This is a genomic window from Thiohalocapsa marina, from assembly GCF_008632335.1.
In the GTDB taxonomy this organism is placed as follows: Bacteria; Pseudomonadota; Gammaproteobacteria; order Chromatiales; family Chromatiaceae; genus Thiohalocapsa; species Thiohalocapsa marina.
The window spans coordinates 37,484-60,897 of record NZ_VWXX01000021.1 but is presented as its reverse complement, the minus strand read 5'-3'; the positions used below and the strand labels follow the sequence as shown (position 1 = coordinate 60,897).

Sequence of the window (23,414 nt, the reverse complement as noted above, 5' to 3'; positions counted from 1 at the left end):
GCGCATCCGCCGTTGTGGCCTGTGGCGGATGCGCTTCGCTTATCCGCCCTACCGTGCATCCGTGTAGGTTATTTCTGAATCGTGCCTTAGTGGTGATGCCAGCCGTGCGGGTGAACGCTGATCCCGGCCGAGGTCGGGCGGCAAGACGCGCCCGCGCATGCTGGTGATGGCACACTGACCGCTGCGCCGGTACACTTGTGCGCCAAGCGTGACATCGGCGGCACCATGACGGATCTTCAGCCCAATCGGAATCGAGCAACCCAGCCAGGCGACAACGGGGCAGCGGCCATGCAGGCCGACGGCCTCCGTCTTTCGGCCATGGCCGGCGCCCGTGGCAGCAGTGCCAGCGGGACATCTTCTGCTTCTACCGCGGCCGCGCAGCGATGACGGACGGGAAGCCTGGCCCGGGGCGCCCGCGCGGCAAGACGGACCCGAACAAGCCGAAGCGTCAGCGACGCAACGTCCGGCGCGACCGGGAGCTGGCCTCCTGGGCGCAGGAGATCTACACCGCGCCGCCCGGCACCGGCCAAACCACGGACGAGACCGAGGCGCAGGTCACCGTCAGCACCTGCCTGCGCAAGCCCAAGGTGCATCTGACGGCGCCGGCCACCGCGCCGAAGGTGGACCTGAGCCGCTACATGGGCCGCTGGTACGAGATCGCCCGTCTGCCCTACTTTACCGAGCGGCGCTGCGTGAAGAACGTGACGGCGGACTACAAGCTGGGCGAGGACGGCATGGTGTATGTGACCAACCGTTGCATCCACAAGGACGGCGGCACCGGACAGGCCAAGGCCATCGCCCGGGTGGTGGACCGCGCCAGCAACGCCCGGCTGGAAATCAGCTTCCGCACGCTGTACGGCGTGCATGTGCTGTGGGACGACTACTGGATCATCGGCGTCGGCGCGGACTACGACTACGCCCTGGTGGGCCAGCCGACCCGGCGCCGCGGCTGGGTGCTGAGCCGCGACCCGGTGCCGGCCGAGGACAAGGTCCAGCAGTGGATCGCGGAGTTCGGCACCAGGGGCTTCCCGACCGAGGATTTCATCCGCACGCCGCAGGATGCGGATCAGCAAGGGGAGCCTGCAGCCCCCAGCCGCCAGCGCCCGGCCGCCGGCTCCCCCGCCGGCACCCGGCCGCCAGTCTCCAGCGATCAGGACTTGGCCTGACGAGCGCCTTCGGCTGGCAGTTCATGGCTCGCGGCTGGCGGCTGGCGGCTGTCAGCGCAAGTTTTTCTTGTAACTCGGCACCCGGGCGTTCAGCGCCTTGGAGAAGTTGGCGAACTCCATGGTCACGCTGGCCAATTCCACCCCCTGAAAGTTGGCGTCGGCCACATTGGCGCCGCGCAGGATGGCGCCGCCGAGCACGGCGTTGCTGAAGTCGACGCCGGTCAGGTCGGCGTTGCGGAAGTTGGCATCCTGCGCCGAGAGATTGCTCAACCGGGCATTGCGCAGCTCCGCGCCCTCGAAATTGGCCAGATTCGCCACCGTGAAGCCGTCCGGCTCGGCACTGGTCAGGTCCGCATCGTGCAGATGGGCCTTGACCAGGTTGGCGTCGTTCAGATGGCAATCGCGCAGGTCCGCACTGCCGAGATTGGTCTCACGCAGGTTGGCCTTGATGAACAGCGCCCTGGGCGCCACCACATGCCGCAGATCGCTGCCGCTGAAGTCCGTACCGCGCATGTCGGCGGCGCGCAGGTTGGCCTGGTTCAGATTGGCGCCGCGGATCTCGGCCTTGCGCAGATCGGCCCCCACCAGGGTCGCCTGCCGGAGATCGGCACCCGTGAGCACTGCCGCCACCGCTGGACGCTCGGAGCCGGCACGCACCCGCGACAGGTCCGCGCCGCTCAGGTCGGCCTCATTCAGATGCGCACTGAGCAGGATGGCGCCGCACAGCCGCGCCCCGCTCAGATCCGCGCCCACCAGATCGCTGAACTCCAGATTGGCGTCGCTCAGGTCCGCGCCGCGCAGATCGGCGCCGTTGAGCCGCATGTCGCGCAGATCGGCGCCGACCAGCGAATCCGTCTCCAGCGTCGCCAGCACCTCCCCGGTATCTTTATGCTTGATCTCGACCATGGTTCCTCCCCGTTGTGTTGTCGTTTCCGTCGACAACTGTAGCAGAAGGAGGCAACAAAACCGCAATGGCCTATGCTAGCCTCTTCCGCCACCCCTAACCCCCGGGGTGCAGCTACGGCTACCCAGCAACAATCACCAATAAGGAGAGAGTGCCCATGAAGATCGAAACCAAGGCCATCCACGCGGGCTTCGCGCCGGACCCGACCACCAAGGCGGTCGCCACGCCCATCTATCAGACCACCAGCTATGCCTTCGACGACACCCAGCACGGCGCCGACCTGTTCGACCTGAAGGTGGCCGGCAACATCTACACCCGCATCATGAATCCCACCAGCGACGTGCTGGAGCAGCGGGTCGCGGCCATGGAGGGGGGCGTCGGCGGCCTGGCGCTGGCCTCGGGCATGTCCGCGGTGACCTACTCGATCTTCACCCTGGCCCAGGCCGGCGACAACATCGTCGCCAGCTCGACCCTCTACGGCGGCACCTATAACCTCTTCGCGCACACGCTGCCCCGGCTCGGCATCGAGGTGCGGCTGGTCACGCCGAACGACATCGAGGGCATGGCGGCGAAGATCGACGCCGGGACCAAGGCGGTGTTCTGCGAGTCCATCGGCAACCCGGCCGGCAATGTTGCCGACCTGCGCGCCATCTCGGACATGGCCCATGCCCACGGCGTGCCGGTCATCGTCGACAACACCGTGCCCAGCCCCTACCTCTGCCGGCCCTTCGAGCATGGCTGCGACATCGTGGTGCATGCCCTGACCAAGTACATGGGCGGCCACGGCACCACCATCGGCGGCGTGCTGGTGGATTCCGGCAACTTCCCCTGGGCCGAGCACGCCGAGCGCTTCCCGATGCTGAACGAGCCGGATGTCTCCTATCACGGCGTGGTCTACACCGAGGCGCTGGGGCCGGCGGCCTACATCGGCCGCGCCCGCGTGGTGCCGCTGCGCAACATGGGCAGCGCCATCTCGCCGTTCAACAGCTTCCTGATCCTGCAGGGCATCGAAACGCTGCATGTACGCATGGACCGCCATTGCGAGAACGCGGTCAAGGTGGCCGAGTACCTGAAGGGCCATGACAAGGTGGAATGGGTGCGCTACGCCGGCCTGCCGGACAGCCCGGACTACCCGCTGGTACAGCGGTACATGGATGGCGGCAAGGCCAGTTCCATCCTGTCCTTCGGCATCAAGGGCGGTCGCGCGGCCGGCGCCCAGTTCATCGACGCGCTGAAGCTCACGGTGCGCCTGGTCAACATCGGCGACGCCAAGACCCTGGCCTGCCATCCGGCCACCACCACCCATCGCCAGCTCTCGCCCGAGGAGCTGGCCAGCGCCGGTGTGTCCGAGGATCTGGTGCGGCTGTCCATCGGCATCGAGCACATCGACGACATCATCGCCGATCTGGATCAGGCGCTGGCTGCCGCCTGACCCACCACCGAAACACGGCTACCCGACCAAGCATCCGCGTCCATTGCCTGCAACATGCCTCCTTCGAAGGCCCCGCCCGCCTCGCCCACTGGGCCAGCGAGCGGGGCCATGGGCTCGTCCGCAGCCATCGCTACGCAGGGGACCCGTTACCGGATGCCCATTTCCGGGTTGCATACTAGGACATTGCCTACATTCTAGAAACTTCAACGTGAGGCCATCCCGGCGATGGCACCAAACGAATGGGTTACCGAGATGCATGAATTTTCCCCGGAAGAACGCGCGCTGCTGACCCGCCGCATCATGGCCCTGATGGAGGGCTGGAACCTGAGCGCCCGGGACATGATCGCGCTGATGCAACTGCCGCCGAGCGTCAAGGCGCGCAACATCACCCGCTTTCGCGACGAAGACGCCTTTCCGGATCACGCCGAGGTGAACCGCCGCATGACCTATCTGCTGCGCATCGAGGAGGCCCTGGCCACCTATTTCCCGCGCAACCCTGAGATGCGCGACCTCTGGGTCAAGCGCGGCAACAAGAAGTTCGGGCGGCGCGCGCCCATTGCAGTGATGGTGGAGGACGGCGAGAGCGGCCTGATCTCGGTGCTGTCCCACCTGGACTGCACCTTTGCCTGGGATCTGACCGGCTCCCGCAGCGACTACCACGCCGCCCTGAACTGACTCGGGTGGCTGATTCGGCCGCCAAGATTCGGCCGTCAAGATTCGGGCGACTGTTCCGGCAAACTGGTTCGCCCGGGCGCATCCGTCAGCCCGCAGGGCCTGTTGCAGGATTCAGCGGCGCAGAAATTCAGGATTCCGCGGAACGGGGGTTCAGCGCCGGCAGCCGTGCCGGACGCACTCGGCTGGCCACCAGACTGACGATGGCGCCGGTGCCCGGGCGCAGGGCGCGGCGAAACTCCTGTTTCCAGCGCGCGAAGTCGATGTCGCCGCGATTGTAGAGCGCGAAATCCAGCTGCTGCATCAATTGCGACACCCGGGCCTGATCGGCGCCCGGTCGCAGGCTGATGATGCGATCGGCGATCCGCGGCAACGGCTCCCGGCCACGTGCGCGCAGATGCCTGCAGGCCTGGGCCTGGAACGCCAGGCACCAGGCGGCCGGATCATCGCAGGCATTGGCCGCCTTCGCACACTGATATACACGCATGCTGCCCGGCACCAGGCGCGCCCCCGTCCGCCGTAGCCAGCCCAGCAGGGGTTGCGGATTCAGCCGCCGCAGCCACCCCGTCATCCAGGCACCCAGCGCCGACAGACCGCGCGCCAGTCGCTGGCGCAGTCCGACCCGTGAGCCGCTCTGGCCGCCAGCGGAACCGGCCCCGCGCACCCCGTCCGGCTGACCGCCCAGGCTGCGGCCGCGCCACCAGACCCCGCCCCAGTAACCGATGAGCAGAAGCAGGATCGCCGCCAGCGGCAACCAGAACAGGGCCCAGCTGGCGCCTTCACTGCGCACGGGCGAACGCCCGAAGCCGAAGCCCGTGGAATCACCACCGACGGCCAGACTGCGCACGGGCACCGACGAGGCCTCGGCCGTGGCGGAGACGACGTTCCACCAGCCGAGCCGGAGTTCCGGCAGGTGGATGCGCCCGCGGGAATGCGGCACCAGGGTGTAGTACTCGATGCGCTTGCCCAGCAGGGTCCGGCCGTCGGACGACAGCCGGGTATCGGTGACGGTCTGCTCGCGATAGACGCGGAATTCATCCGAGCGCAGCATCGGCTCGAGCGACGGCAACTGACTGCCGGTGCCGCCTTCCGCCTCCAGTTCAACGCTGAGGGTTACCGGCCGCCCCTCTTCCACGATGCCGCTGTCGGTCACGTCGGCGCGGATGCGCAGCCCCTGCAGCGGCAGCCAGGGTCGTACCGCCGCCACCGCCGGACGCACCCGCAGTTGCAGGGGCTGATCCGACACCGCCTCGTACGAAGCGCCGCCGGCGAGGGTGCCGCTGACCTTCAGTGGTCCCACCTCCAGGGTGCCGTCGCGCAGCGGCGTCATGATCATGACGAACTCGTTCACGATCTCGCGCTCGTTGCCGGAGCCGCGGGTGCGCACCGTCGGACCGTCCAGTTTCTCGAACAGCACCTCGTCGATGGCCGCCAGATCCGGCGACGCCGTCGCCAGGTTGCCGTCGCTGACCACCCGCAGACGCAGCAACACGTTCTCCTGCACGTACGGCCGGTCATCCGACAGATCCACCTCCAGCCGCGGCGCGCTGCTGCGGGCTGCCGGACGGGTGCCATAAGGCTGAACCGACTGGGGGGCGTAAGGCATCGGCACGCCGGAATATGGGCCGGCGGCCGGGCCAGGATACGGCGGCATGTATTGCCCCCGGGGCAGTTGGGGCGGCCAGGGGGCCGATGGCTGGCCGGGCAACTGACCGGACGGCTGAACGGCAAACTGGGCCGGTGCCTGGCCCGGCGCCTGGGGCAGGATTTGGGTCGGCGCCGGCTGCGGCGGCACGCCGCGGGCGTTGTGCGGCTCCATCGGCCGGAACTGCCAGGGCTGAAAGGGGTACTGTGCCGAGGCGACCGCAGCGTACAGCAGACCCAGCACCATGAGCCCGCGAAGCCCGGCGAGAACCAGCCGCCGGCGGCCCGGCCTGCTCCGCCCCGCACCTACCATGGGCGACTCTCCTGCAGCTGACCGCCGGCGTCACGCATCTGGCGCATCTCCTCGAGCATGAACTGATTGCGCATCAACATGGACGGATCCCCCTCCACCTGCTGCAGTCGCTGCTCCATGATGGCCATTCCCGGCCCCAGCACCTGCTCGCCACCCAGCGCCGGCCGTTCGCCGCCTGCCATGGGCTCGGCCCCCAGCCAGGGCTGGTCGCCGAGCTGGTCGAACCGTTCCACCGCATCCGACTGGCCCCTGGCATCGCGCAGGTCCGCCAGATCACGCTCAGGGGTGGAACCACCGCCGGTCCGGCGCCGCTCCGGCTCCGCCCCGGCCTGATCCCGTTCCTGCTCCCGATCCTGCTCCGGTTCCCGGTCCGATTCCGATAATCCGCTGCCCGGCTGTTCCGCTTCCGGCTCTGGTTCGCGCCCCGAATCGTCCTCCAACTCGCCCGCCCGATCATCCCGCGGCTCATCGCCGCCGGCGGCCGGCTGATCGCGCCCCTGTTCCGGCGCGCTCTCGCCATCGGGTCCGACGTCCGGCTCAGACTCCCGACCATCGCGAGCGCCGTCCTCTTGCGGAGACTGGTCGACTTCGCCGTCCTCTGCCGTCTGCTGCTCACGCTCGCCACCGGTGGCATCCTGACGGGAGGCATCCTCTTCGCCACCGGCGTCGGAGTCGCGCGCCGGCTCGGTCTCGCGGGGTGTTGCGCCATCGTCGGTCTGCTCCGCGTCCGCGTCGCCGACCGTGGCCTGATCCGGCGCCCGTTGCCCGCCGCGCTCGCCGTCCTCCGCCTGGCCGGTGCTGCCGTCGCTGTCGCTGTCCTGCTCGCCGCCGGTGGCGGCGTCCTGCGGCTCGCCGCCATCGCCTTGCTGACCCTCGGCCCCCTGTCCGTCCTCGGACTGCTCGCCCTCGCTGCCGGACTGTTGCGACTGCTCCTGCTGGTCGCCCTGCTGTTGCTGGCTATTATCCTGTTCTTGCTGGCCTTGGTCGCCCTGCTGCTCGCTCTCCTGCGACTGGTCGCCCTGCTCCTGTTGCTCGCCTTGCTGCTGTTCGCTCGGCTGTGACTCCTCGCCCTGCTGTTGCTGGTCGCCTTCTTGCTGCTCGCTTTCCTGTTGCTCCTCACCCTGTTCCTGCGACGACGCCTGTTGCTGTTGCTCGCTGTCCTGCGCCTGATCCTGCTCTGAATCCGGCTGATCCGGCTCGGACGCGTCGTCCGGGCGCTGCTCGTCCGCCTGCTCTTCCTGGGCGAAGGCCTCCTGCTCCAGCCTGGCCAGCAACCCCCGGGCCAGCGCCAGGTTGTGGTGGGCGTCGTCGTGCTCCGGTGCCGCGCTCAGGACCTGCTCGTAGGCATCGATGGCACCGGGGAAATCGCCCTGCTTGAAGCGGGCGTTACCCAGGTTGTATAGCGCTGTGACGCGCACCGACTCGCGCTCCACCTGATTGAAGGCGCGCTCGGCCTCGTCATAGCGCTCCGCCCGATACAGGGCCACGCCGCGTCGGAACGGATCGGCGAATCCATCCGCCGCCGCGGCGAAATCGCCGGCCTCGAACGCCTCCATGGCCTGCTGCTCGTCATTGCGAAACCAGGCGGCATCGGCGGTGGCGGCGATGCACACGGCCAGGCCGACGGTGGCGATGACAGCGGCCCTCATCGGCCGCTCACCCCGCCGGTCACTCGGCCGGTCACTGGGCTGGCCGAGCTGGCCGTCGACGGCGGCGCGCCGGCCCTGGCGGCGGAGCGGGCACGTCCGCGGAAACGCGGCAGCAGCAACAGCACTGCCAGCAGCACCGGCAGATAGAAGCGGTCGTTCCAGATGCGCGTGCGCTCGTCCCCGGCCTGGGCCGGCGAGCGGCTGATGGAGGCCGCCGCCAGGATGTCGGCGGTGTCGTCATCGCGGTAGTCGGCACGGCGATAGAGCCCGCCCCCGGCCTCCGCCAGGCGGCTCAGCTGGTCCGCGTCCAGGGCGGAGCGCACGGGCTGCCCGCCGGCGTCCACCAGCGCGCTGCCGCGGGGTCCGGGCACTTCGCCGCCCCCGGCGGTGCCGACCCCGAGCACATGCAGCCGCACACCCCGCTCCGCCAACAGGCGGACGCGCTCCAGCAGTTCCGGCTCGTCGAAGTCGCCGTCGCTGATCAGCAGCAGCGAGCGAGTGCTCTCCGCCGGCAAGGCATCGAGCAGGATCTCGGCGCGGTCCAGGGCCTCGTGCAGCCGGCTGCCCTGCAGCCGGGCCAGGTCCGACGACAGCGCCGGCAGCGCCAGCATGATGGTGCGCGTGTCCTCGGTCACCGGCGAGATCACGTGCGGCACCGAGGCAAAGGCGATCAGCCCCAGCCGCAGCCGCCGGTTGAGGGCGACCAGGTCCTGGATCTCCTGACGGGCGCGGCCAAGCCGGCTCGGCGCCACGTCGTTGACCTCCATGGAGCGGGACACATCCAGCAGGATCAGCAGATTGTCGCCGGGGTGGAACAGCCGCACGTCTTCGTAGTCCCAGCGCGGCCCCGCCATGGCGGTGAGCAACAGCAGCCAGAGCCCGGCCCAGGCCAGGAAACGGCCCCAGCGCTCCGAGGCCTTCAGCGCCCGGCTGCCGGTCAGGTGCGGCAGCAGGTGCGGGTCGGCATAACGGTGCACCGGCCCCTTCGCCGCCCGCGCGGCGGTGCGCCGCAGCCACCAGGCCACCGGCAACACCAGCAGCAGGCCCCAGAACCAATGCGGCTGGGCAAAGTGGAATCCGGTCTCAGGCACGCGACGCACTCCTGATGAAGCGTCGCCGCCCCTCCGGGAACAGGCCCAGCGCCAGCAGCGACAGCAGCGCCAGCCCCAGCGGCCAGCGGTACAGCGGTTCCGGCAGGAAGGCGGTGCGGGTCTCGGTCTCGGTCTTTTCCAGCTCACCGATGCGCCGCGAGATCTCCTCCAGCGCCCGGGTGTCGGTCGCGCGGAAGTAGGCGCCGCCGGTCATGTCTGCGATCTGCTCCAGGGTGTCTTCGTCCATGGTCAGGTCGTCCCAGTACTCGATGCGGCCCTCGTGCAGGATGGGGATGCGCGCCTGCTTGCTGCCGACGCCGATGACATAGATGCGCACCCCGGCCATGCGCGCCAGGGAGGCGGCCTCCAGGGGCTGGAAGCTGCCGGCGGTGTTGTCGCCGTCGGCAATCAGGATCATCACCCGCGAACCCGGCGGCCGCTGCCGCAGCCGCTTCACGCCCAGCGCGATGCCGTCACCGAGCGCGGTGCTGCTGCCGGCGATGCTGGGCTCCACGCCGTCGAGCAGCTGGTGCACCGCATTGCGGTCCACCGTCAGCGGCGACAGCACGAAGGCGCCGCTGCCGAACACGGTCAGACCGATGCGGTCGCCGGCGCGCGTGTCGATGAAGCGCCCCATGACGCCCTTCACCACCTGCATGCGGCTCACCTGCCGGCCCTCCACGGTGAAGTCCAGCGCCTCCATGGAGTGGGAGGCGTCCATGGCGATCATCAGGTCGTAACCCGGGCTGGAGACCTCGGTGTGAGGCACCAGCCACTGCGGGCGCATCAGCGCCAGGATCAGCCCGATCCAGAGCAGAACAAGCAGCAGCCGGTGCAGCCAGCCGGCGAGCTGGCGGCGGGGCCGACGCGCCTGATAGGCCTGGCGCAGCTCCTCCAGGTGCGGATGTCGCAGGGTCACGCGCTGCCCCTCCAGATCGCTGTCCGCGTCGCGCCCCCCACCGGCCCGCTCGCGCCACAGCAACGGCAGCACCAGCGGCAACGGCAGCAACAGGCCGAACCAGGGCCAATGGAACTCGAACAGGGTCATGCAGAGGACTCCGATCCCGTCGGTGCCCTGTCTGCCGTGCCCACCCACGCCATCGCCGCGTCGATCAGCCGGCGCAGCGCCGCACGCTCCGCCGCGACATCGGCGGGCGGCGCATAGGGGGCGTGCAGCAGCAGGTCGCCCTCGGCCACCCAGTCGAAGCCCCGGGGATCATGCGCCGACAGCCATCGTAACCAGTCGGCGCCGTGCAGGCCGGCGCAGGCGGCGCGACCATGGCGGGCCATGGCGATGCGCCGCAACAGCTCGGACAGCTCAGACGCTGTCGCCTTGGGCGCGGCGTGATTCGCCTCGCGCCGCAAGCGGCGCAGCACCCGGGCGGCCTCCTGGCGCCAGCTGCCAAGCGTCAGCACCGGCAGCGGAAACCGCACCCGCCAGGCGCCGTCGACGCGCCAGAGCACCAGTGCCAGCAGCAACAGCGCGGCGAACAGCAACCACCAGCCCGGCGCCAGGGGCCACCAGGGATTGCCCATGACGGCATGGATGTCGCGCAGCGCTTGGGGCTCGACGGAAAACATGCGCTCAGACGTACACTGCTCGCGAGCGGGCGCGCTGCTCCAGGCTGTGGATCAGGCTGAGGTGGATCTCCTGATCGGTACGGATCGGCATCAGGATGATGTTCAGCCGGTGCGCCACCGCCTTGAGCGTGTCGCGCCGCCGCTGCCAGGCATCGCGGTAGGCGCGCTGGGCACCGACGTCGTCGGTGTCGATCTCGATCAGCTCGCCGTCGCCGGCGGAAAAGCTCATGCTGCCCATGGCCGGAATCTCCCAGTCCGCCGGATCGTCCACCGGCATCAGCACCACCGAATTGCGTTGCATCAGGTTGCCCAGGATGCGCTCCAGATCGCGCACCTCGCGGTTCAGGTCAGCGATGACGAACACCAGCGAGCCGGTCGGCAGCCCGCGGGTGGCCCGCTGCAACGCCCCGGCCAGGCAGTCCACCGAGGCCATGCGCTCCGATGCGGGCTCGGTCAGGGTGCGCAGCAACTGCCACAGGGCGCGCCGGCCACGGGCCGGGCGGAAGTGTTTCAGGCCCGCCAGCGGATCCCCAAAGGCCATGCCGCCGACGCGGTCGTTGAGCCGGCTTGCGGCCCAGCCGATCAGCGCCGCGGCGCGGGCCGCCTGCACCGTCTTGAAGGTGCCGCGGGTGCCGAACACCATGTGCGGCCCGCGGTCCACGCACAGCACCACGCTGCGCTCGCGCTCCTCGCGGAACACCTTCAGGTGCGGCTCGTTGGTGCGCGCGGTGACCTTCCAGTCCATGTAGCGGATGTCGTCGCCCTCGCGGTACTCGCGCACCTCCTCGAAGTTGACGCCGGCACCGCGGAACACCGAGGCATAGAGCCCGGCGAAGGTGCTGTTGACCAGGTGGTGCGACGGCATGCCCAGGGTGTGGGCCTGGTGCCGCAGCTCCAGCAGGTCGTCGAGGCGGGGATAGAGACTCAAGCCGAGCCTCCGCTCACGGAATCGCGACGAGGTTGAGCAGCCGGTTGACGAACTCGTCGGTGGTGATGCCTTCGGCCTCGGCCTCGAAGGTGAGCAGCAGGCGGTGCCGCAGGATCTCCGGCGCCACCAGCTGGATGTGATGCGGCGCCACGAATTCGTCCCCGTCCAGCCAGGCGCGGGCCCGGGCGCAGCGCGCCAGCGCGATACTGGCGCGTGGCGAGGCGCCGAAGCGGCACCAGCGGGCCAGGTCCGGATCGTACAGCTTGGGGTTGCGAGTGGCCTGCACCAGGTCGACGATGTAGCTGTGCAGCTTGGGATCCAGGTACAGATTGGACACCGCCCGGCGCATGGCGAACAGCTCCGCCTGGGTCAGCGGCTTGGCCGGCGGGGCATAGCTCTGCTGTTGCTGCTGGCCGTCCAGTTCCAGGATCTTCAGCTCCTCGTCGCGGGTGGGATAGGTCACCACCGCCTGCATCAGGAAGCGATCCAGCTGCGCCTCGGGCAGGTGGTAGGTGCCCTCCTGCTCCACCGGATTCTGCGTGGCCAGCACCATGAACAACTTCGGCAGCGGATAGGTGCGCTGGCCGACCGTGATCTGGTGCTCCGCCATGGCCTCCAGCAGCGCGGACTGCACCTTGGCCGGTGCGCGGTTGACCTCGTCGGCCAGCAGCACGTTGTGGAACAGCGGCCCCTGGCGGAACTCGAACTCGCCCTTCTCGTGGCGGTAGATGTCGGTGCCGATCAGGTCAGACGGCAGCAGGTCGGGGGTGAACTGGATGCGGTGAAAGTCGCCTTCGACCGCCTCGGCCAGCGACTTCACCGCCGTGGTCTTGGCCAGGCCCGGCATGCCTTCCACCAGCAGGTGGCCGTCGCTGAGCAGGCACACCAGCATGCTGTCGACGAATTTCTGCTGGCCGATGATGCGCGACGCAATGTGCTCGCGAACGGGATTCAGGTCTGCTGGGGTCATGCTGGGCTGCGGCTCGACGTCCTTGGGTTATGGTTGTGCTGGACTGATCGGGAGCGCGGCATCCGCCCTGCGGGCGGGTCCTCCTCGGATTCAACCTTATCCTGAGGGTAATACTGGGTCAGCGCAACCCCCGCTCCGGTTTTTACCGGTATACATGAATTTTTGCCAGGCTCGGCCCGTCGCGGGAGGCTAGGAAAACGCTGATTTATCCAGCATTTCCCGTGCGGGGCAGGAGGCCCCGCCCTTGTTGGCGGCGCACGCCGCTGAAAATGCAGCGATGCGGAAACCGCATTTTCGAATTGCGTGCTGATTTCTGGCCAGGATGGCCAACAAATCTGCGTCTCATCAGGTCCACGCAAGCCGGGGTATGCTCGCCGGGGCCGGGGATGCGAAGATAGCGGGTCAGTCGCCCCGGGGAACCTCGTGCCGCACAGGGTTCCCGGCCCTGCTTGCCGCACCTCGACAATTTGCGCATGAAGCTACAACAGTCCCTCGCACCGCTGATCGTCGCCAAGCTCGCGTCGGCACTGACCGGGGTCCTGCTGCCGGAGGCTCCCCGTGCCTGACATCCGCAGCCGTTACCGGGCCCTCGACGAGGACGCGCGCCGCGTGCTGCGCGTGCTCTCGGTGGTCTGCGAGCCCGTCAGCCAGACCACATTGAAACTGCTGCTGGACCAGCTCGGCTGGCGAACCAAGGCCGGCGCGCCATTGAGCCAGACACTGGACAAGGCCCAGCGCGAGCGGCTGCTGGACAGCGGTGTCATCCGCCAGAGCCGCAACAACCTGGTCTGTCACCCGGACCTGCTCGAACCCCTGACCCGCGAGACCGTGGCCGACGGCAGCTTCGAGGCCATCGTTGCCGCCGCCGAGCAGGTGGTGCCCACCCCCATGCGCAACGCTTGGGACCGGCCGACGGAAGAGCGCCGCTTCCGGCTGCTGCGCATCGCCCTGTATTCCGGGCGCGAGGACAAGGTGCTGGAGATGCTCGGCGTCGGTGCCGCCGGCAAGCCGTCGCAGGTGCGTTACCGAGAGATCGAGCCGCTGGTGCGCATCTGCACCCGTTCCGCCGATCCGGCCTGGATGGAGCGCCTGCCCGCCCGGCTGAAGATCCTGTCGCTGGCACCGATGCTGCGCGAGGCGGCGCTGGACCTGCAAGGCAAGCCAGCCTCCTACCAGCTCATGGAGCATCTGCTGACACCGCTGGCCGACTCGCATGCGGACGCCGCCGAGGCCCTGGCCGAGCAACGGCTGCTGCGCGCCCGGCTGGACCAGGTGCCGGCGCTGCTGCAGGGGCGCGACGACCCCGATGCACTGCAGTTGAGCGGCTGGCTGAGCGTTCTGCGGGGGGATTACGGCGCCGCGCTGGAGCAGTTCGACGCCTCCCTGAAGGCCACGCGCAAGCTCACCCGCAAACGCAACCTCTATGTACCCGGTCTGCCCGGTGTGCTGCATCTGCTGGCGCTGCTGCACCGCGGCGAACGGGGGGACTACCTGCAGGTGCAGCAGCAGGTGGAGATCTGCCTGCGTGCCAGCATCACCGATCTGGTCGAACCTGTCTACCGATTGATCGGCGACCTGGCGGCGGTGCTGTCCGGCCAGCGTCGGCTGGCGGAGAGCGCCTGGCTGCTGCACAGCCTGGCGGTGCGCGGCGAACTGCCGCTGTTGTTCCAGGCGCTGGCACTGCACTGGCTCGGCAAGCGCCCGTCGGCGGAAGCCCTGTCGGCCCTGGCCGCCGCCGCCGAGCGCGCGGCGGCGGCCGGTCTGCACTGGTACGCCTTCGAGGCCGTTTCGCTGCTGCAACAGTGCGACTACGAGGGCCCGCTCCCCGCCCTCGGCCCGGTGCCGGATCAGCTGGTGCTGATGACCGGCCTGCTGGCGCCGAAGCCCGCCTGGGAGCTGGCACTGGAGGCCCTGCAGGGGCTCGGCGGCCAGGCAGCGGCCGGCAGCGCGCCCGCGGCCGCCGGCGACGCCGACCGCCGCCTGGCCTGGCTGCTGACCGGCCTCGGCGACACCCGGGATCACGGCTACGCCACGCTGGAGCCGCGCGAACAGAAACGGACCAAACGCGGCGGCTGGACGGCCGGCCGCGCCGTGTCGCTGCAGAAGCTGGCCGAGGAACCGGAGCGTTTCCCGTACCTGACGCCCCAGGACCGCGCCCTCTGTGCCTGCATCGTGCGCGAGCAGAATGCCGGCTGGTACGGCAGCTATGGCCGGGTCAGCTACCACCTGGACCCGGAGCGCGCGCTACCGGCCGCCGTCGGCCATCCGCTGATCCTGCGCCCCGGCGCCGCGCCGGAGGCGACGGTGGAACTCACCCACGGCAAACCGACCCTGTCGGTCATTCGCCGCAGCAAGGACATGCTGGTCAGTCTCGAACCCTACCCACTGGAGGGTCGCTCGATGATGCTGCAGGAGGAGACCACCCAGCGGCTGCGGGTGATCCGCTTCGAGGCCGGCCATCGGGAGATCGCGCGCATCCTCGGTCCGGAAGGACTGAGCGTGCCCCAGGGGGCGGAGGCACGCCTGCTGCAGGGCCTGGCCGCGGTGGCGCCCATGCTCACGGTGCACTCGGACATCGGCGGCGGCGACCAGCACGCGGAGACCGTGCCCGCCGACCCGCAGCCACACGTGCACCTGAGCCCGCTGGAGGACGGACTGGCGCTGGAGCTGTACGTCCACCCCTTCGGCGACGGCGGTCCGCAGCTGCGGCCCGGCGAGGGACGCGCCACCCTGTTCACCGAGCTGGCCGGCCGCGCGGTGCGCTGCACACGCGCGCTGGATCTGGAGCGGACCACGGCCGACGACGTCATCGCGCAGTGCCCGGCCCTGGCCGGCAACGACGGCTGGTCCTGGATGCTGGATGAACCGGAACTGGCCCTGAGCGCGCTGGAACAGCTGCACGCCCAGGGGGACCGGGTAGTGCTGGACTGGCCCCATGGTCGGCGCATCTCCCTCAGCGACGAGATGCAGGTGGGTCGCATGCAGGTCACGGTCAAGCAGCGGCAGGACTGGCTGGATGTCAGCGGCGGCCTGACCCTGGACGACGGCCGCGTGCTGGCCATGCGCGAGCTGCTGGAACTGGCGGCGGCCGCCCGGGGGCGCTTCGTGCGGCTTGGCGACAACGACTACCTGGTGCTCAGCAACGCCCTGCGCCGGCGCCTGGACGGACTGCACAGGCTCACCGAGGGCGGCCGTTTCCACCCCCTGGCGGCACCGGCCATCGCCGAGCTGATCGACGGCATGGCGCTGGAGACCAGCCGCCCCTGGGAGGCGCTGCTGCAGCGCCTGGAGGCCATCCAGGAACTGCAGCCGGAGGTGCCGTCGACGCTGCAGGCGGACCTGCGCGAATACCAGCTGGAGGGCTACCGCTGGCTGGCGCGGCTGGCGCACTGGGGCGCCGGCGCCTGTCTGGCGGACGACATGGGCCTGGGCAAGACGGTGCAGTCGCTGGCGCTGATCCTGTCGCGGGCGCCCCAGGGCCCCACGCTGGTGCTGGCGCCCACCTCCGTCTGCGGCAACTGGCTGGAAGAGGCGCAGCGCTTCGCACCGACCCTGCGACCGATGCGCTTCGGCCCCGGCGACCGTGCCGCCATGCTGCAGCAGGCCGGCCCGTTCGACCTGATCGTCGCCAGCTACGGCCTGCTGCAGAGCGAGGCGGAACGGCTCACCGAGGTGCACTGGGAGACCATCATCGCGGACGAGGCCCAGGCCTTCAAGAACGCGCTGACCAAACGCTCGAAGGCGATCATGCAACTGCAGGGCAACTTCCGCATGATCACCACCGGCACACCCATCGAGAATCATCTGGGCGAGCTGTGGAACCTGTTTCGGTTCATCAACCCCGGGCTGCTGGGGTCGCTGGATCGCTTCAACCGCCGCTTCGCTGTTCCCATCGAACAGGACAAGGACCAGGGCGCCCGTCAGCGGCTGCGGCAGTTGCTCAAGCCCTTCATCCTGCGGCGGCTGAAGAGCGAGGTCCTGGCCGAACTGCCGCCGCGTACCGAGATCACCCTGCAGCTGGAGCTCAGCCAGGGCGAGATGGCGCTGTACGAGGCCATGCGCCAGCAGGCCATCGAGCAACTGGACGAGAAGGCCGACGGCGCCTCGCCGGGACACAAGCGGCTGCAGCTGCTGGCAGAGATCATGCGGCTGCGCCGCGCCTGCTGCCATCCGCGGCTGGCGCTACCGGACAGCGACCTGCCGGCAACCAAGCTGGAGGCCTTCGGCGAGATCGTCGACGAGCTGCTGGACAACCGGCACAAGGCGCTGGTGTTCAGCCAGTTCGTCGATCACCTGGCCCTGATCCGCGACTACCTGGACCAGCGCGACATCCGCTACCAGTACTTCGACGGCTCCACGCCAGAGCCGAAACGCCGCGCCGCCGTGGATGCCTTCCAGGCCGGCGAGGGTGACCTGTTCCTGATCAGCCTGCGGGCCGGCGGTGCCGGGCTCAACCTCACCGCCGCGGACTATGTGATCCACATGGACCCCTGGTGGAATCCCGCCGTGGAGGACCAGGCCTCCGACCGCGCCCACCGCATCGGTCAGCAGCGGCCGGTGACGGTCTACCGGCTGGTGGCGAAGAACACCATCGAGGAGCGCATCCTGAAACTGCACGGCAGCAAGCGCGACCTGGCCGACGGCCTGCTGATCGGCACCGAAGACGGCGGCAAGCTCAGCTACGAGGACATGCTGGCCCTGGTGCGGGAGTCCGGCGCCTGAGCCCTCGGTGGTCCGAGGCGCCCCCGGCGCCTACAGCGACACGACGATCAGCTCATCGCGCGCTTCCAGTTCCAACATCCGGTCACGACCCGGGTTGAGCTCGACGCCGCCGTCCACCGCGCCGCGACAGGACTGGCGTCGAATGCCGATGGCGATGGCCCCAGCAATTCCAAATTCAAACCGCAGAGGCGCGGAGAACGCAAAGAACACGCAGAGAATCGCACGGAAACTCTGGCTTGTCTCCGTGTTCTCTGCGTCTTTGCGGTTAATCGCGCCAAGTCAAGCGGGCAAATTTATAATCTGATCTCCTCCAGGATGGTGGGCGTGCGGGTGGTCCAGCCCAGCACCACCATGTGGGCGTCCATGGCCACCGGCGTCAGCCCCAGTTCCAGGCGGGTCATGGTGGCATCGAGCCATTGCACCAGGATTGTGATCAGCGCGCCCATAAACAGGATGTAGCCGAGCACGTCTAGAGATCATCTGGAGATCACGGGCCTGGTTACCTCAGCCATGGGTGCGCAAGACGGGAAGACGGCCCGACGGACAAGCGACTCCGCGGGATGGGTGACACGCACGCACAAGCACCGTCCGCGCCCCGATCGGATGTAACACGAGCCGCCCGTGGGTGGTCGTGCCTTTTTCGTGCCCGCCCAAGCTTGCAGACGGCTGGTATATACTCTGCGTGGCGCCCGCGGGTGCCTGACAGAACGTTGGCACGCACAAGGACCGCACGCGCATGGCGCCCTCGCACCTGACCATCACGACACTGGGCTGGGAGGGCTGGCTGAGCCTGGGCCTGGTGGCGGGCTGTTTCCTGCTGTTCGCACGCACCCGCATCGCGCCGGACATCGTCACCTCCGGCGCCATGACGGTGCTGCTGGTGACCGGCGTGCTGACGCCGACAGAGGCCCTGGCGGGGTTTGCCAATCCGGGCATGATCACCGTCGCGGTGCTGTATGTAGTGGTCACCGGGCTCACCGAGACCGGCGCCGTGGGCTGGATCGGACAGTCCCTGCTCGGTCGGCCGCGGACCGAGACCGCGGCCCGCCTGCGCCTGATGCTGCCGGTCGCGGCGCTGAGCGCCTTTCTCAACAACACCCCGGTGGTGGCGGTGTTCATTCCCGCGGTGCAGGACTGGGCCCGGCGTCATCGCCTGGCACTGTCGCGGCTGCTGATCCCACTCAGCTATGCCAGCATCGCCGGCGGCACCTGCACCCTCATCGGCACCAGCACCAACCTGATCGTCGATGGCCTCTACACCCAGCGCACCGGTGCCGAGGGGTTGGCCCTGTTCGAGCTGGCCTGGATCGGCCTGCCGGTGGTGGTGGTGGTGCTCCTGTTCGTGCTGCTGGCCGGCCCCCGGCTGCTGCCGGCGCGCACCGCGGCTGCCAGCACGTTCGAGGACGTGCGCCGCTACACCACCGAGATGCTGGTGGCCGCCGACAGCCCGCTGCACGGCAAGAGCATCGAGGCCGCCGGGCTGCGCCAGCTACCCGGGCTGTTCCTGGTGGAGATCGAGCGCGACGGGCAGATCATGCCGGCGGTCTCGTCGCAGGAGGTGCTGCGCGCCGGCGACCGGCTGATCTTTGCCGGCATCGTCGATTCGGTGATCGACCTGCACCGGATTCGCGGCCTGGTGCCAGCCACCACCCAGGTGTTCAAGCTTGGCGGCCCGCGGCAGGACCGCTGCTTCGTCGAGGCGGTGCTCTCCAATCGCTGCCCGCTGATCGGACGCAGCGTGCGCGAGGGGCGTTTCCGCGCCCGCTACAACGCCGTGATCATCGCCCTGTCGCGGCAGGGCGAGCGCGTGCAGCGCAAGATCGGCGACATCGAACTCGCCCCCGGCGACACCCTGCTGCTGGAGACGCGCCCGGAATTCGTGCTGCAGCAGCGTAATTCCCGCGACTTCCTGGTGGTGAGCCAGCTGGGCGACACCCATCCGCCGAACCATGCCCGCGCCCCGGTCGCCGTGGCCATCGTCATGGCCATGGTGCTGAGCGTCGCCACCGGCCTGCTGAGCATGCTGGAGGCCGCCCTGCTGGCGGCCGGGGCCATGGTGCTGACCCGCTGCACCGCCGGGCGGGTCGCGCGGCGGGCGCCGGACTGGCAGGTGCTGGTGGTCATCGCCACCTCCTTCGCCATCGGCGCGGCGCTGGAGAAGACCGGCGCCGCGGCACTGGTGGCGGGCTCGCTCATCGGCCTGGCCCAGGGGCAACCCTGGATGTCGCTGGGGCTGGTGTTCGCCACCACGGCGCTGCTCACCGCCCTGGCGACCAACAATGTCGCGGCATTGCTGGTGTTTCCCATCGCCCTGGACGCGGCGCGGTTGATGGCGGTGAGCCCGCTGCCGTTCGTCATCACGCTGATGGTCGCCGCCTCCGCCAGTTTCGCCACTCCGGTGGGGTACCAGACGAACCTGATGGTCTACAACGTCGGCGGCTACCGCTTCGGCGATTTCCTGCGCATCGGCATCCCGCTGACGCTGCTGGTGGGCATGCTGACCGTTCTTCTGGCGCCGTTGATCTGGCCGTTTCGGCCGGTGTAAACAAAAATTGACACAAAATTGAAAATTTTAGTGTCAATCAAGCTACACACACGAAAAAAAAGGTTTAGACTTGACAAGGATCGTCTTCGCCGACGATCTCACCCGGGCATGTCCCGTCCCGGCCGTTGACTGTGCGGTCCGCGCGTCCAGGGAGATGCTGATTTTTGGCCAGGAGACCAATAAACCAGTGTCTTGCCAAGGTGACCGCACCGCCGGCCTCACTCACCGCTCCAGATTGGAGGAATTGCCGTGTCTGAAGCAGCAGCAACCCCAGCGTCCATCGACAAGAACAAAAACGGCCAGCATTCGCTGTTTGGCGGCTCAGTGCCCCTGTTCATCCTGTTCGCCGCCGCCTTCGTCCTGTTCTGGCTGAGCCACAAGAACATCGGCGCGACCTTCCGCTACTGGGAGATCTTCGTCCCCGTCGTCGCCGTCGTCTCGCTGTTCTCGGGTTGGGGCCAGGCCTATGTAGGCGGCAATTCGCGGCTCTGGTACCTGATCAAGCAGATCGTCCACTGGGGCGCACTGATCGGCCTGCTCTACATCCTCAACTCCCAGGGCATCCGTGCGCTGATGAGCGATCAGCAGTACACCGCAGTGATCCTGTACCTGCTGGCATTCGCCAGCCTGCTGGCGGCCATGCATGTGGACTTCAAGCTGTTCTTCTTCGCCATCTTCATGGTCTTCTGCGCCTACCTGATTGCGGTGCCCGCCAACAACCCGACGCTGGTCGGGCTGGGCGAGCTCATGGGCATCGCCGATGCGCAGAACAAGCCGGTGCTGATGACCACCATCGCCGCGGGCTCCGGCTTCGTTGCCAGCCTGTTCGTGCTGCTGTTCCTGCGCGGCGCCATCATGAGCAAGCGGGCGTCGGAGCAGAAGCGCAAGGGCTGAGGACCAGCTGAGGATCCCGCTCATCAATTCGGCCATCAAGCCGGTCCTCTCAGCGGCCCTCGCTGCAATCGCGGGCGCGGTCATGCCTTGGGGCGTGGCCGCGGCTGCGGAAAACCCCTGGCCGCAGATCACCAGCGTCGCCGCGGGCTCGCCGAGCGTCATCGGCGGCCCCTCCAACGGCTGCATCCGGGGCACTTCGGCGCTGCCGGAGACCGGGCGCGGGTTCGTCCGCATCCGCCGCCATCGCAACCGACACCATGCTCACCCCGACACCCTGCGCCTGGTCCGCCATCTGGCCGATGCCATGCACCGCAGGAACGGCAGGCTGATCATGGTCGGCGACCTGTCACAGCCACGGGGCGGGCCCATGGCCTCGTCCCATGTCAGCCATCAGAACGGACTGGACGTGGACATCTGGCTGACCCTGGCCGACTCTCCGGCACAGGCCTGGCGCTCCACCCCGGAAGCGCACGACCCGCCCGGCATGCTGGATGCCGATGGTCGCACGCCGAATGGGCATTGGGGCGACGACCAGCAGTTTCTGATCCGCACGGCGGCGATGCACCCCGCGGTGGACCGGGTCATCGTCAATCCCGCCCTCAAGCAGGCGCTCTGCCGACGTGACGGCGATGCACCCTGGCTGCGCAAGCTGCGTCCGTGGTGGGGGCACGACGCCCATGTCCATGTCCGTCTGAAATGCCCGCCGGACAGCCCGGACTGCCGACAGCAGCCCGCCATCGCGCCCGGCAGCGGCTGCGGCGCGGAACTGGACTGGTGGTTCAGTGCCGAGGCACGCCGCCCCGCAGGTTCAGCGACACGCCCCGCGGACCGACCGGCCCTGCCGGCCAGCTGCCAGGCCGTGCTGGAAGGGCGCTGAAGTCCGGCTCGGATACGGACACCGGTTCAGAGCTGCGACAACACCCCGGCCATGTCATCCTCGCTCACCGGCAGCGGCAACGCCGCAAACACCGGAAAACGCGCCAGCATGCCGTCCAGCTTGTGCCGGAACTCCGGTTGGTAGATGCAGATGACCCGCACCTGGGGGTGACGCTGCAGACGCGCCATCAGGGTCTCGAGGTTGCTGGTCCGGTCGCGGAAGTCGGACTGGAAGTTGTACTCCGCGACAACGACATCCGGCAGCCGCCGCTTCAGCACCGCCTGCGCCTTGCGCTGGGAGGGCACCAGTTCGGCGTCGAAGCCGAGCCGGCGATACAGGGGCAGAAAGTTCGGATAACCACCGAGCTCGACGATGCCGAGCAGGCGTGGCGCGGCGGCGCGGGAGTCATCCATGCGCCTGCGGGCCTCAGGCAAAGACCACCCAGGTGGTGGCGATGTACTTCACCCCGGCATCCAGGCGCGCGGCCCGGTGTTCGTGGGTCCAGAACGGCGGGAACAGTACCAGCTTGCCGCGCTGCGGGCGCACGCTAAGGCCCTGGTACAGGAACTGCGTCTCGCCACCGGGGCCGGGCACATCGTTCAGGTACCACAGGGCCACCAGTTGCCGCTGACTCAGCTCGTGGCTGCCGCCATCGATGTGCCAGTGGTAGTACTCGCCGGGCAGGTAACGCTGCACCTGGTAGCCCAGGTCCTTGAACGGCCCCTTGAAGTAGGGAAAGGTCTCGCGCAGCTCCCGCATGGCGGCGGCCAGGGAGCGGAAGAACAGCTGGTCCACGTCCTTCCAGTCGTCCTTGTTGCTGACCACCAGATCGGTGGTTCGCTTGACGCTCGTATCCTGCTCCCGCAACTGGCCGACGCGCCCGGCGACCTGCTGTTCGGGGTTGGCCTCGAAGCGTGCCACCACCTCGTCGCAGAAGCTCGGCGGCAAGGCCTGCTCCCGCTCGAAGATGAAGCTGCCGGGGCGCAGCTCGCGCAGGCTTTCCAGGGGCGCGACGGGGCGATCGAACGGGGTGTGGGTCATGCGGATAACCGGAGCGGGGTGCAACTGACCCCGAATTGTCCAGCGCCCCAGCAGTCGCGTCAACCAGCCCCTCCCCTTAGGGAAACGCTGATTTATTCAGCATTTCCCGTGCGGGGCAGGAGGCCCCGCCATTTTTAGCGGCGCACGCCGCTGAAAATGAAGCGATGCGGAAACCGCGTTTTCGAATCGCGTGCTGATTTTTGGCCAGGATGGCCAATAAGGCAGCGTCTCCTTAGCTGCCGGGCCACCCCATTGGCGCGTGCAGAACAACGAACAGCTTCAGGAAGGTTGTACTGACCCGCCCGAAGCAGAATATGAAGGGATCAGGAAAATGCTGATTTTTGCCCTGGCCCCGATCAGGGAGACCAATAAATCAGCGTCTCATAAGGACAAATTGCCACAGCCACGGGAGTAGCAATCGGCATGGCATTGCGTATCAAGAGCCACTGGTGGAACGACGAAAACGAGCGGTCTCTGGCCGAGATCAGCAGCGCGCTGGCCTTCATCGGTTGGCGCATCGCCGTCGACAAGGCCATCAGCCTGCATTGCGAGCGGTTCGTCTACCGCGACGATGCCCAGCGGTTGCTGGTGGTCCAGGAGTATCTGCTGTTCCTGATCCAGATCGCCGACCGCATGGCGCACATTCAGCTCGATGATGAGCAACGCCGGGAGCTGATCACCCAGTTTGCGAGGAAGTGCGTCGAACATGTACAGGACAACAGCCAGGACCTGCTGGGTCCGGGGGATTACGGCAGCCCGTTCATCGCCCGGCTCAACGAGCGCTCCACCGAGTACGCCGAGTTTCGGCTGGACGACGATGGCCCGACCTATCCCTTCCTGCGCCACCTGGGCCACGAGATCCAGACCCTGATGGGCGACCAGGACGAGAACCGCTGGGTCATCGACCAGGTGATGGACAAGGACGGCTGGGACGCCTACAAGCGCTTTGCCAAGGCCTTTCGCGACCTGTTCGACTGACCGCCGC

20 protein-coding genes are annotated in these 23,414 nt (G+C 68.4%); 8 read left to right on the top strand and 12 right to left on the bottom strand.

Annotated elements, in window-relative coordinates:
• The first annotated feature begins 383 nt into the window (after positions 1–383).
• Positions 384–1,166 carry a lipocalin family protein gene (locus F2Q65_RS12850; protein ID WP_150093818.1) on the top strand — a complete coding sequence of 261 codons (783 nt, stop codon included), beginning with the start codon at positions 384–386 and terminating at the stop codon, positions 1,164–1,166.
• A 51-nt stretch (positions 1,167–1,217) separates the two neighbouring features.
• On the opposite strand, the gene F2Q65_RS12845 is transcribed toward F2Q65_RS12850, so the two are convergent.
• The gene (locus tag F2Q65_RS12845; protein WP_150093817.1) at positions 1,218–2,072 is read right to left on the bottom strand and encodes a pentapeptide repeat-containing protein; all 855 of its coding nucleotides are present in this window, start codon (positions 2,070–2,072) and stop codon (positions 1,218–1,220) included.
• 155 nt (positions 2,073–2,227) lie between these two features.
• Here F2Q65_RS12845 and F2Q65_RS12840 point away from each other — a divergent pair, with 155 nt between their 5' ends.
• Together F2Q65_RS12840 and F2Q65_RS12835 are read left to right on the top strand one after the other, a co-directional pair.
• Positions 2,228–3,502 carry an O-acetylhomoserine aminocarboxypropyltransferase/cysteine synthase family protein gene (locus F2Q65_RS12840; RefSeq protein ID WP_150093816.1) on the top strand — a complete coding sequence of 425 codons (1,275 nt, stop codon included), beginning with the start codon at positions 2,228–2,230 and terminating at the stop codon, positions 3,500–3,502.
• Positions 3,503–3,754: 252 nt separating this feature from the next.
• Positions 3,755–4,177, top strand: a complete 423-nt coding sequence (locus F2Q65_RS12835) for a DUF2384 domain-containing protein (RefSeq protein ID WP_150093815.1) — start codon at positions 3,755–3,757, stop codon at positions 4,175–4,177.
• A gap of 127 nt (positions 4,178–4,304) precedes the next feature.
• Here F2Q65_RS12835 and F2Q65_RS12830 read toward each other — a convergent pair whose 3' ends face one another.
• From F2Q65_RS12830 to F2Q65_RS12800, 7 genes are read right to left on the bottom strand one after another with little or no spacing between them, the layout of a single operon-like run.
• Complete coding sequence (locus F2Q65_RS12830) at positions 4,305–6,131, bottom strand: BatD family protein (RefSeq protein WP_150093814.1); 1,827 nt, start codon at positions 6,129–6,131, stop codon at positions 4,305–4,307.
• Complete coding sequence (locus F2Q65_RS12825) at positions 6,125–7,780, bottom strand: tetratricopeptide repeat protein (RefSeq protein WP_150093813.1); 1,656 nt, start codon at positions 7,778–7,780, stop codon at positions 6,125–6,127. The genes F2Q65_RS12830 and F2Q65_RS12825 overlap by 7 nt, the downstream gene beginning before the upstream one ends.
• Positions 7,777–8,871: a vWA domain-containing protein gene (locus F2Q65_RS12820; RefSeq protein WP_150093812.1), complete on the bottom strand. Its 1,095-nt coding sequence runs from the start codon at positions 8,869–8,871 to the stop codon at positions 7,777–7,779. Before F2Q65_RS12820 ends, F2Q65_RS12825 begins: the two co-directional genes overlap by 4 nt.
• Positions 8,864–9,913, bottom strand: coding sequence for a VWA domain-containing protein (locus F2Q65_RS12815; RefSeq protein ID WP_150093823.1), 1,050 nt, complete (start codon positions 9,911–9,913; stop codon positions 8,864–8,866). Before F2Q65_RS12815 ends, F2Q65_RS12820 begins: the two co-directional genes overlap by 8 nt.
• A 2-nt stretch (positions 9,914–9,915) precedes the next feature.
• A complete protein-coding gene (locus F2Q65_RS12810) occupies positions 9,916–10,452 on the bottom strand; it encodes a DUF4381 domain-containing protein (RefSeq protein WP_150093811.1) in 537 nt (178 codons plus the stop codon).
• A 4-nt stretch (positions 10,453–10,456) separates the two neighbouring features.
• Positions 10,457–11,380 (bottom strand): DUF58 domain-containing protein, encoded by a 924-nt coding sequence (locus tag F2Q65_RS12805; protein ID WP_150093810.1) that lies wholly within the window; start codon positions 11,378–11,380, stop codon positions 10,457–10,459.
• Between the two features lie 13 nt (positions 11,381–11,393).
• Positions 11,394–12,350, bottom strand: coding sequence for an AAA family ATPase (locus F2Q65_RS12800; protein ID WP_150093809.1), 957 nt, complete (start codon positions 12,348–12,350; stop codon positions 11,394–11,396).
• 558 nt (positions 12,351–12,908) lie between these two features.
• Between F2Q65_RS12800 and F2Q65_RS12795 the strand changes: the two genes are divergently transcribed.
• Complete coding sequence (locus F2Q65_RS12795; RefSeq protein WP_150093808.1) at positions 12,909–17,072, top strand: DEAD/DEAH box helicase; 4,164 nt, start codon at positions 12,909–12,911, stop codon at positions 17,070–17,072.
• A 30-nt stretch (positions 17,073–17,102) separates the two neighbouring features.
• Here F2Q65_RS12795 and F2Q65_RS12790 read toward each other — a convergent pair whose 3' ends face one another.
• Both F2Q65_RS12790 and F2Q65_RS19500 read right to left on the bottom strand, forming a co-directional pair.
• A complete protein-coding gene (locus F2Q65_RS12790) occupies positions 17,103–17,282 on the bottom strand; it encodes a hypothetical protein (protein WP_150093807.1) in 180 nt (59 codons plus the stop codon).
• Between the two features lie 83 nt (positions 17,283–17,365).
• Positions 17,366–17,539, bottom strand: a complete 174-nt coding sequence (locus F2Q65_RS19500; RefSeq protein WP_170265690.1) for a hypothetical protein — start codon at positions 17,537–17,539, stop codon at positions 17,366–17,368.
• A gap of 269 nt (positions 17,540–17,808) precedes the next feature.
• On the opposite strand from F2Q65_RS19500, the gene F2Q65_RS12785 reads away from it, so the two are divergent.
• The 3 genes from F2Q65_RS12785 (at position 17,809) to mepA (ending at position 21,388) form a co-directional block, all read left to right on the top strand.
• Positions 17,809–19,617, top strand: coding sequence for an SLC13 family permease (locus tag F2Q65_RS12785; protein WP_150093806.1), 1,809 nt, complete (start codon positions 17,809–17,811; stop codon positions 19,615–19,617).
• A gap of 249 nt (positions 19,618–19,866) precedes the next feature.
• Positions 19,867–20,511 (top strand): hypothetical protein, encoded by a 645-nt coding sequence (locus tag F2Q65_RS12780; protein ID WP_246156197.1) that lies wholly within the window; start codon positions 19,867–19,869, stop codon positions 20,509–20,511.
• A gap of 82 nt (positions 20,512–20,593) precedes the next feature.
• Positions 20,594–21,388: a penicillin-insensitive murein endopeptidase gene (gene mepA, locus F2Q65_RS12775; protein WP_150093805.1), complete on the top strand. Its 795-nt coding sequence runs from the start codon at positions 20,594–20,596 to the stop codon at positions 21,386–21,388.
• A gap of 26 nt (positions 21,389–21,414) precedes the next feature.
• Here the strand turns inward: mepA and F2Q65_RS12770 are convergent, their stop codons facing one another.
• Both F2Q65_RS12770 and F2Q65_RS12765 read right to left on the bottom strand, forming a co-directional pair.
• Positions 21,415–21,801 carry a hypothetical protein gene (locus F2Q65_RS12770; RefSeq protein WP_150093804.1) on the bottom strand — a complete coding sequence of 129 codons (387 nt, stop codon included), beginning with the start codon at positions 21,799–21,801 and terminating at the stop codon, positions 21,415–21,417.
• A gap of 13 nt (positions 21,802–21,814) precedes the next feature.
• On the bottom strand, positions 21,815–22,429 hold the full coding sequence (locus F2Q65_RS12765) for a 2OG-Fe(II) oxygenase (RefSeq protein ID WP_150093803.1): 615 nt from the start codon (positions 22,427–22,429) through the stop codon (positions 21,815–21,817).
• A 423-nt stretch (positions 22,430–22,852) separates the two neighbouring features.
• Here F2Q65_RS12765 and F2Q65_RS12760 point away from each other — a divergent pair, with 423 nt between their 5' ends.
• The gene (locus F2Q65_RS12760) at positions 22,853–23,407 is read left to right on the top strand and encodes a hypothetical protein (protein ID WP_150093802.1); all 555 of its coding nucleotides are present in this window, start codon (positions 22,853–22,855) and stop codon (positions 23,405–23,407) included.
• Positions 23,408–23,414: the final 7 nt, after the last annotated feature.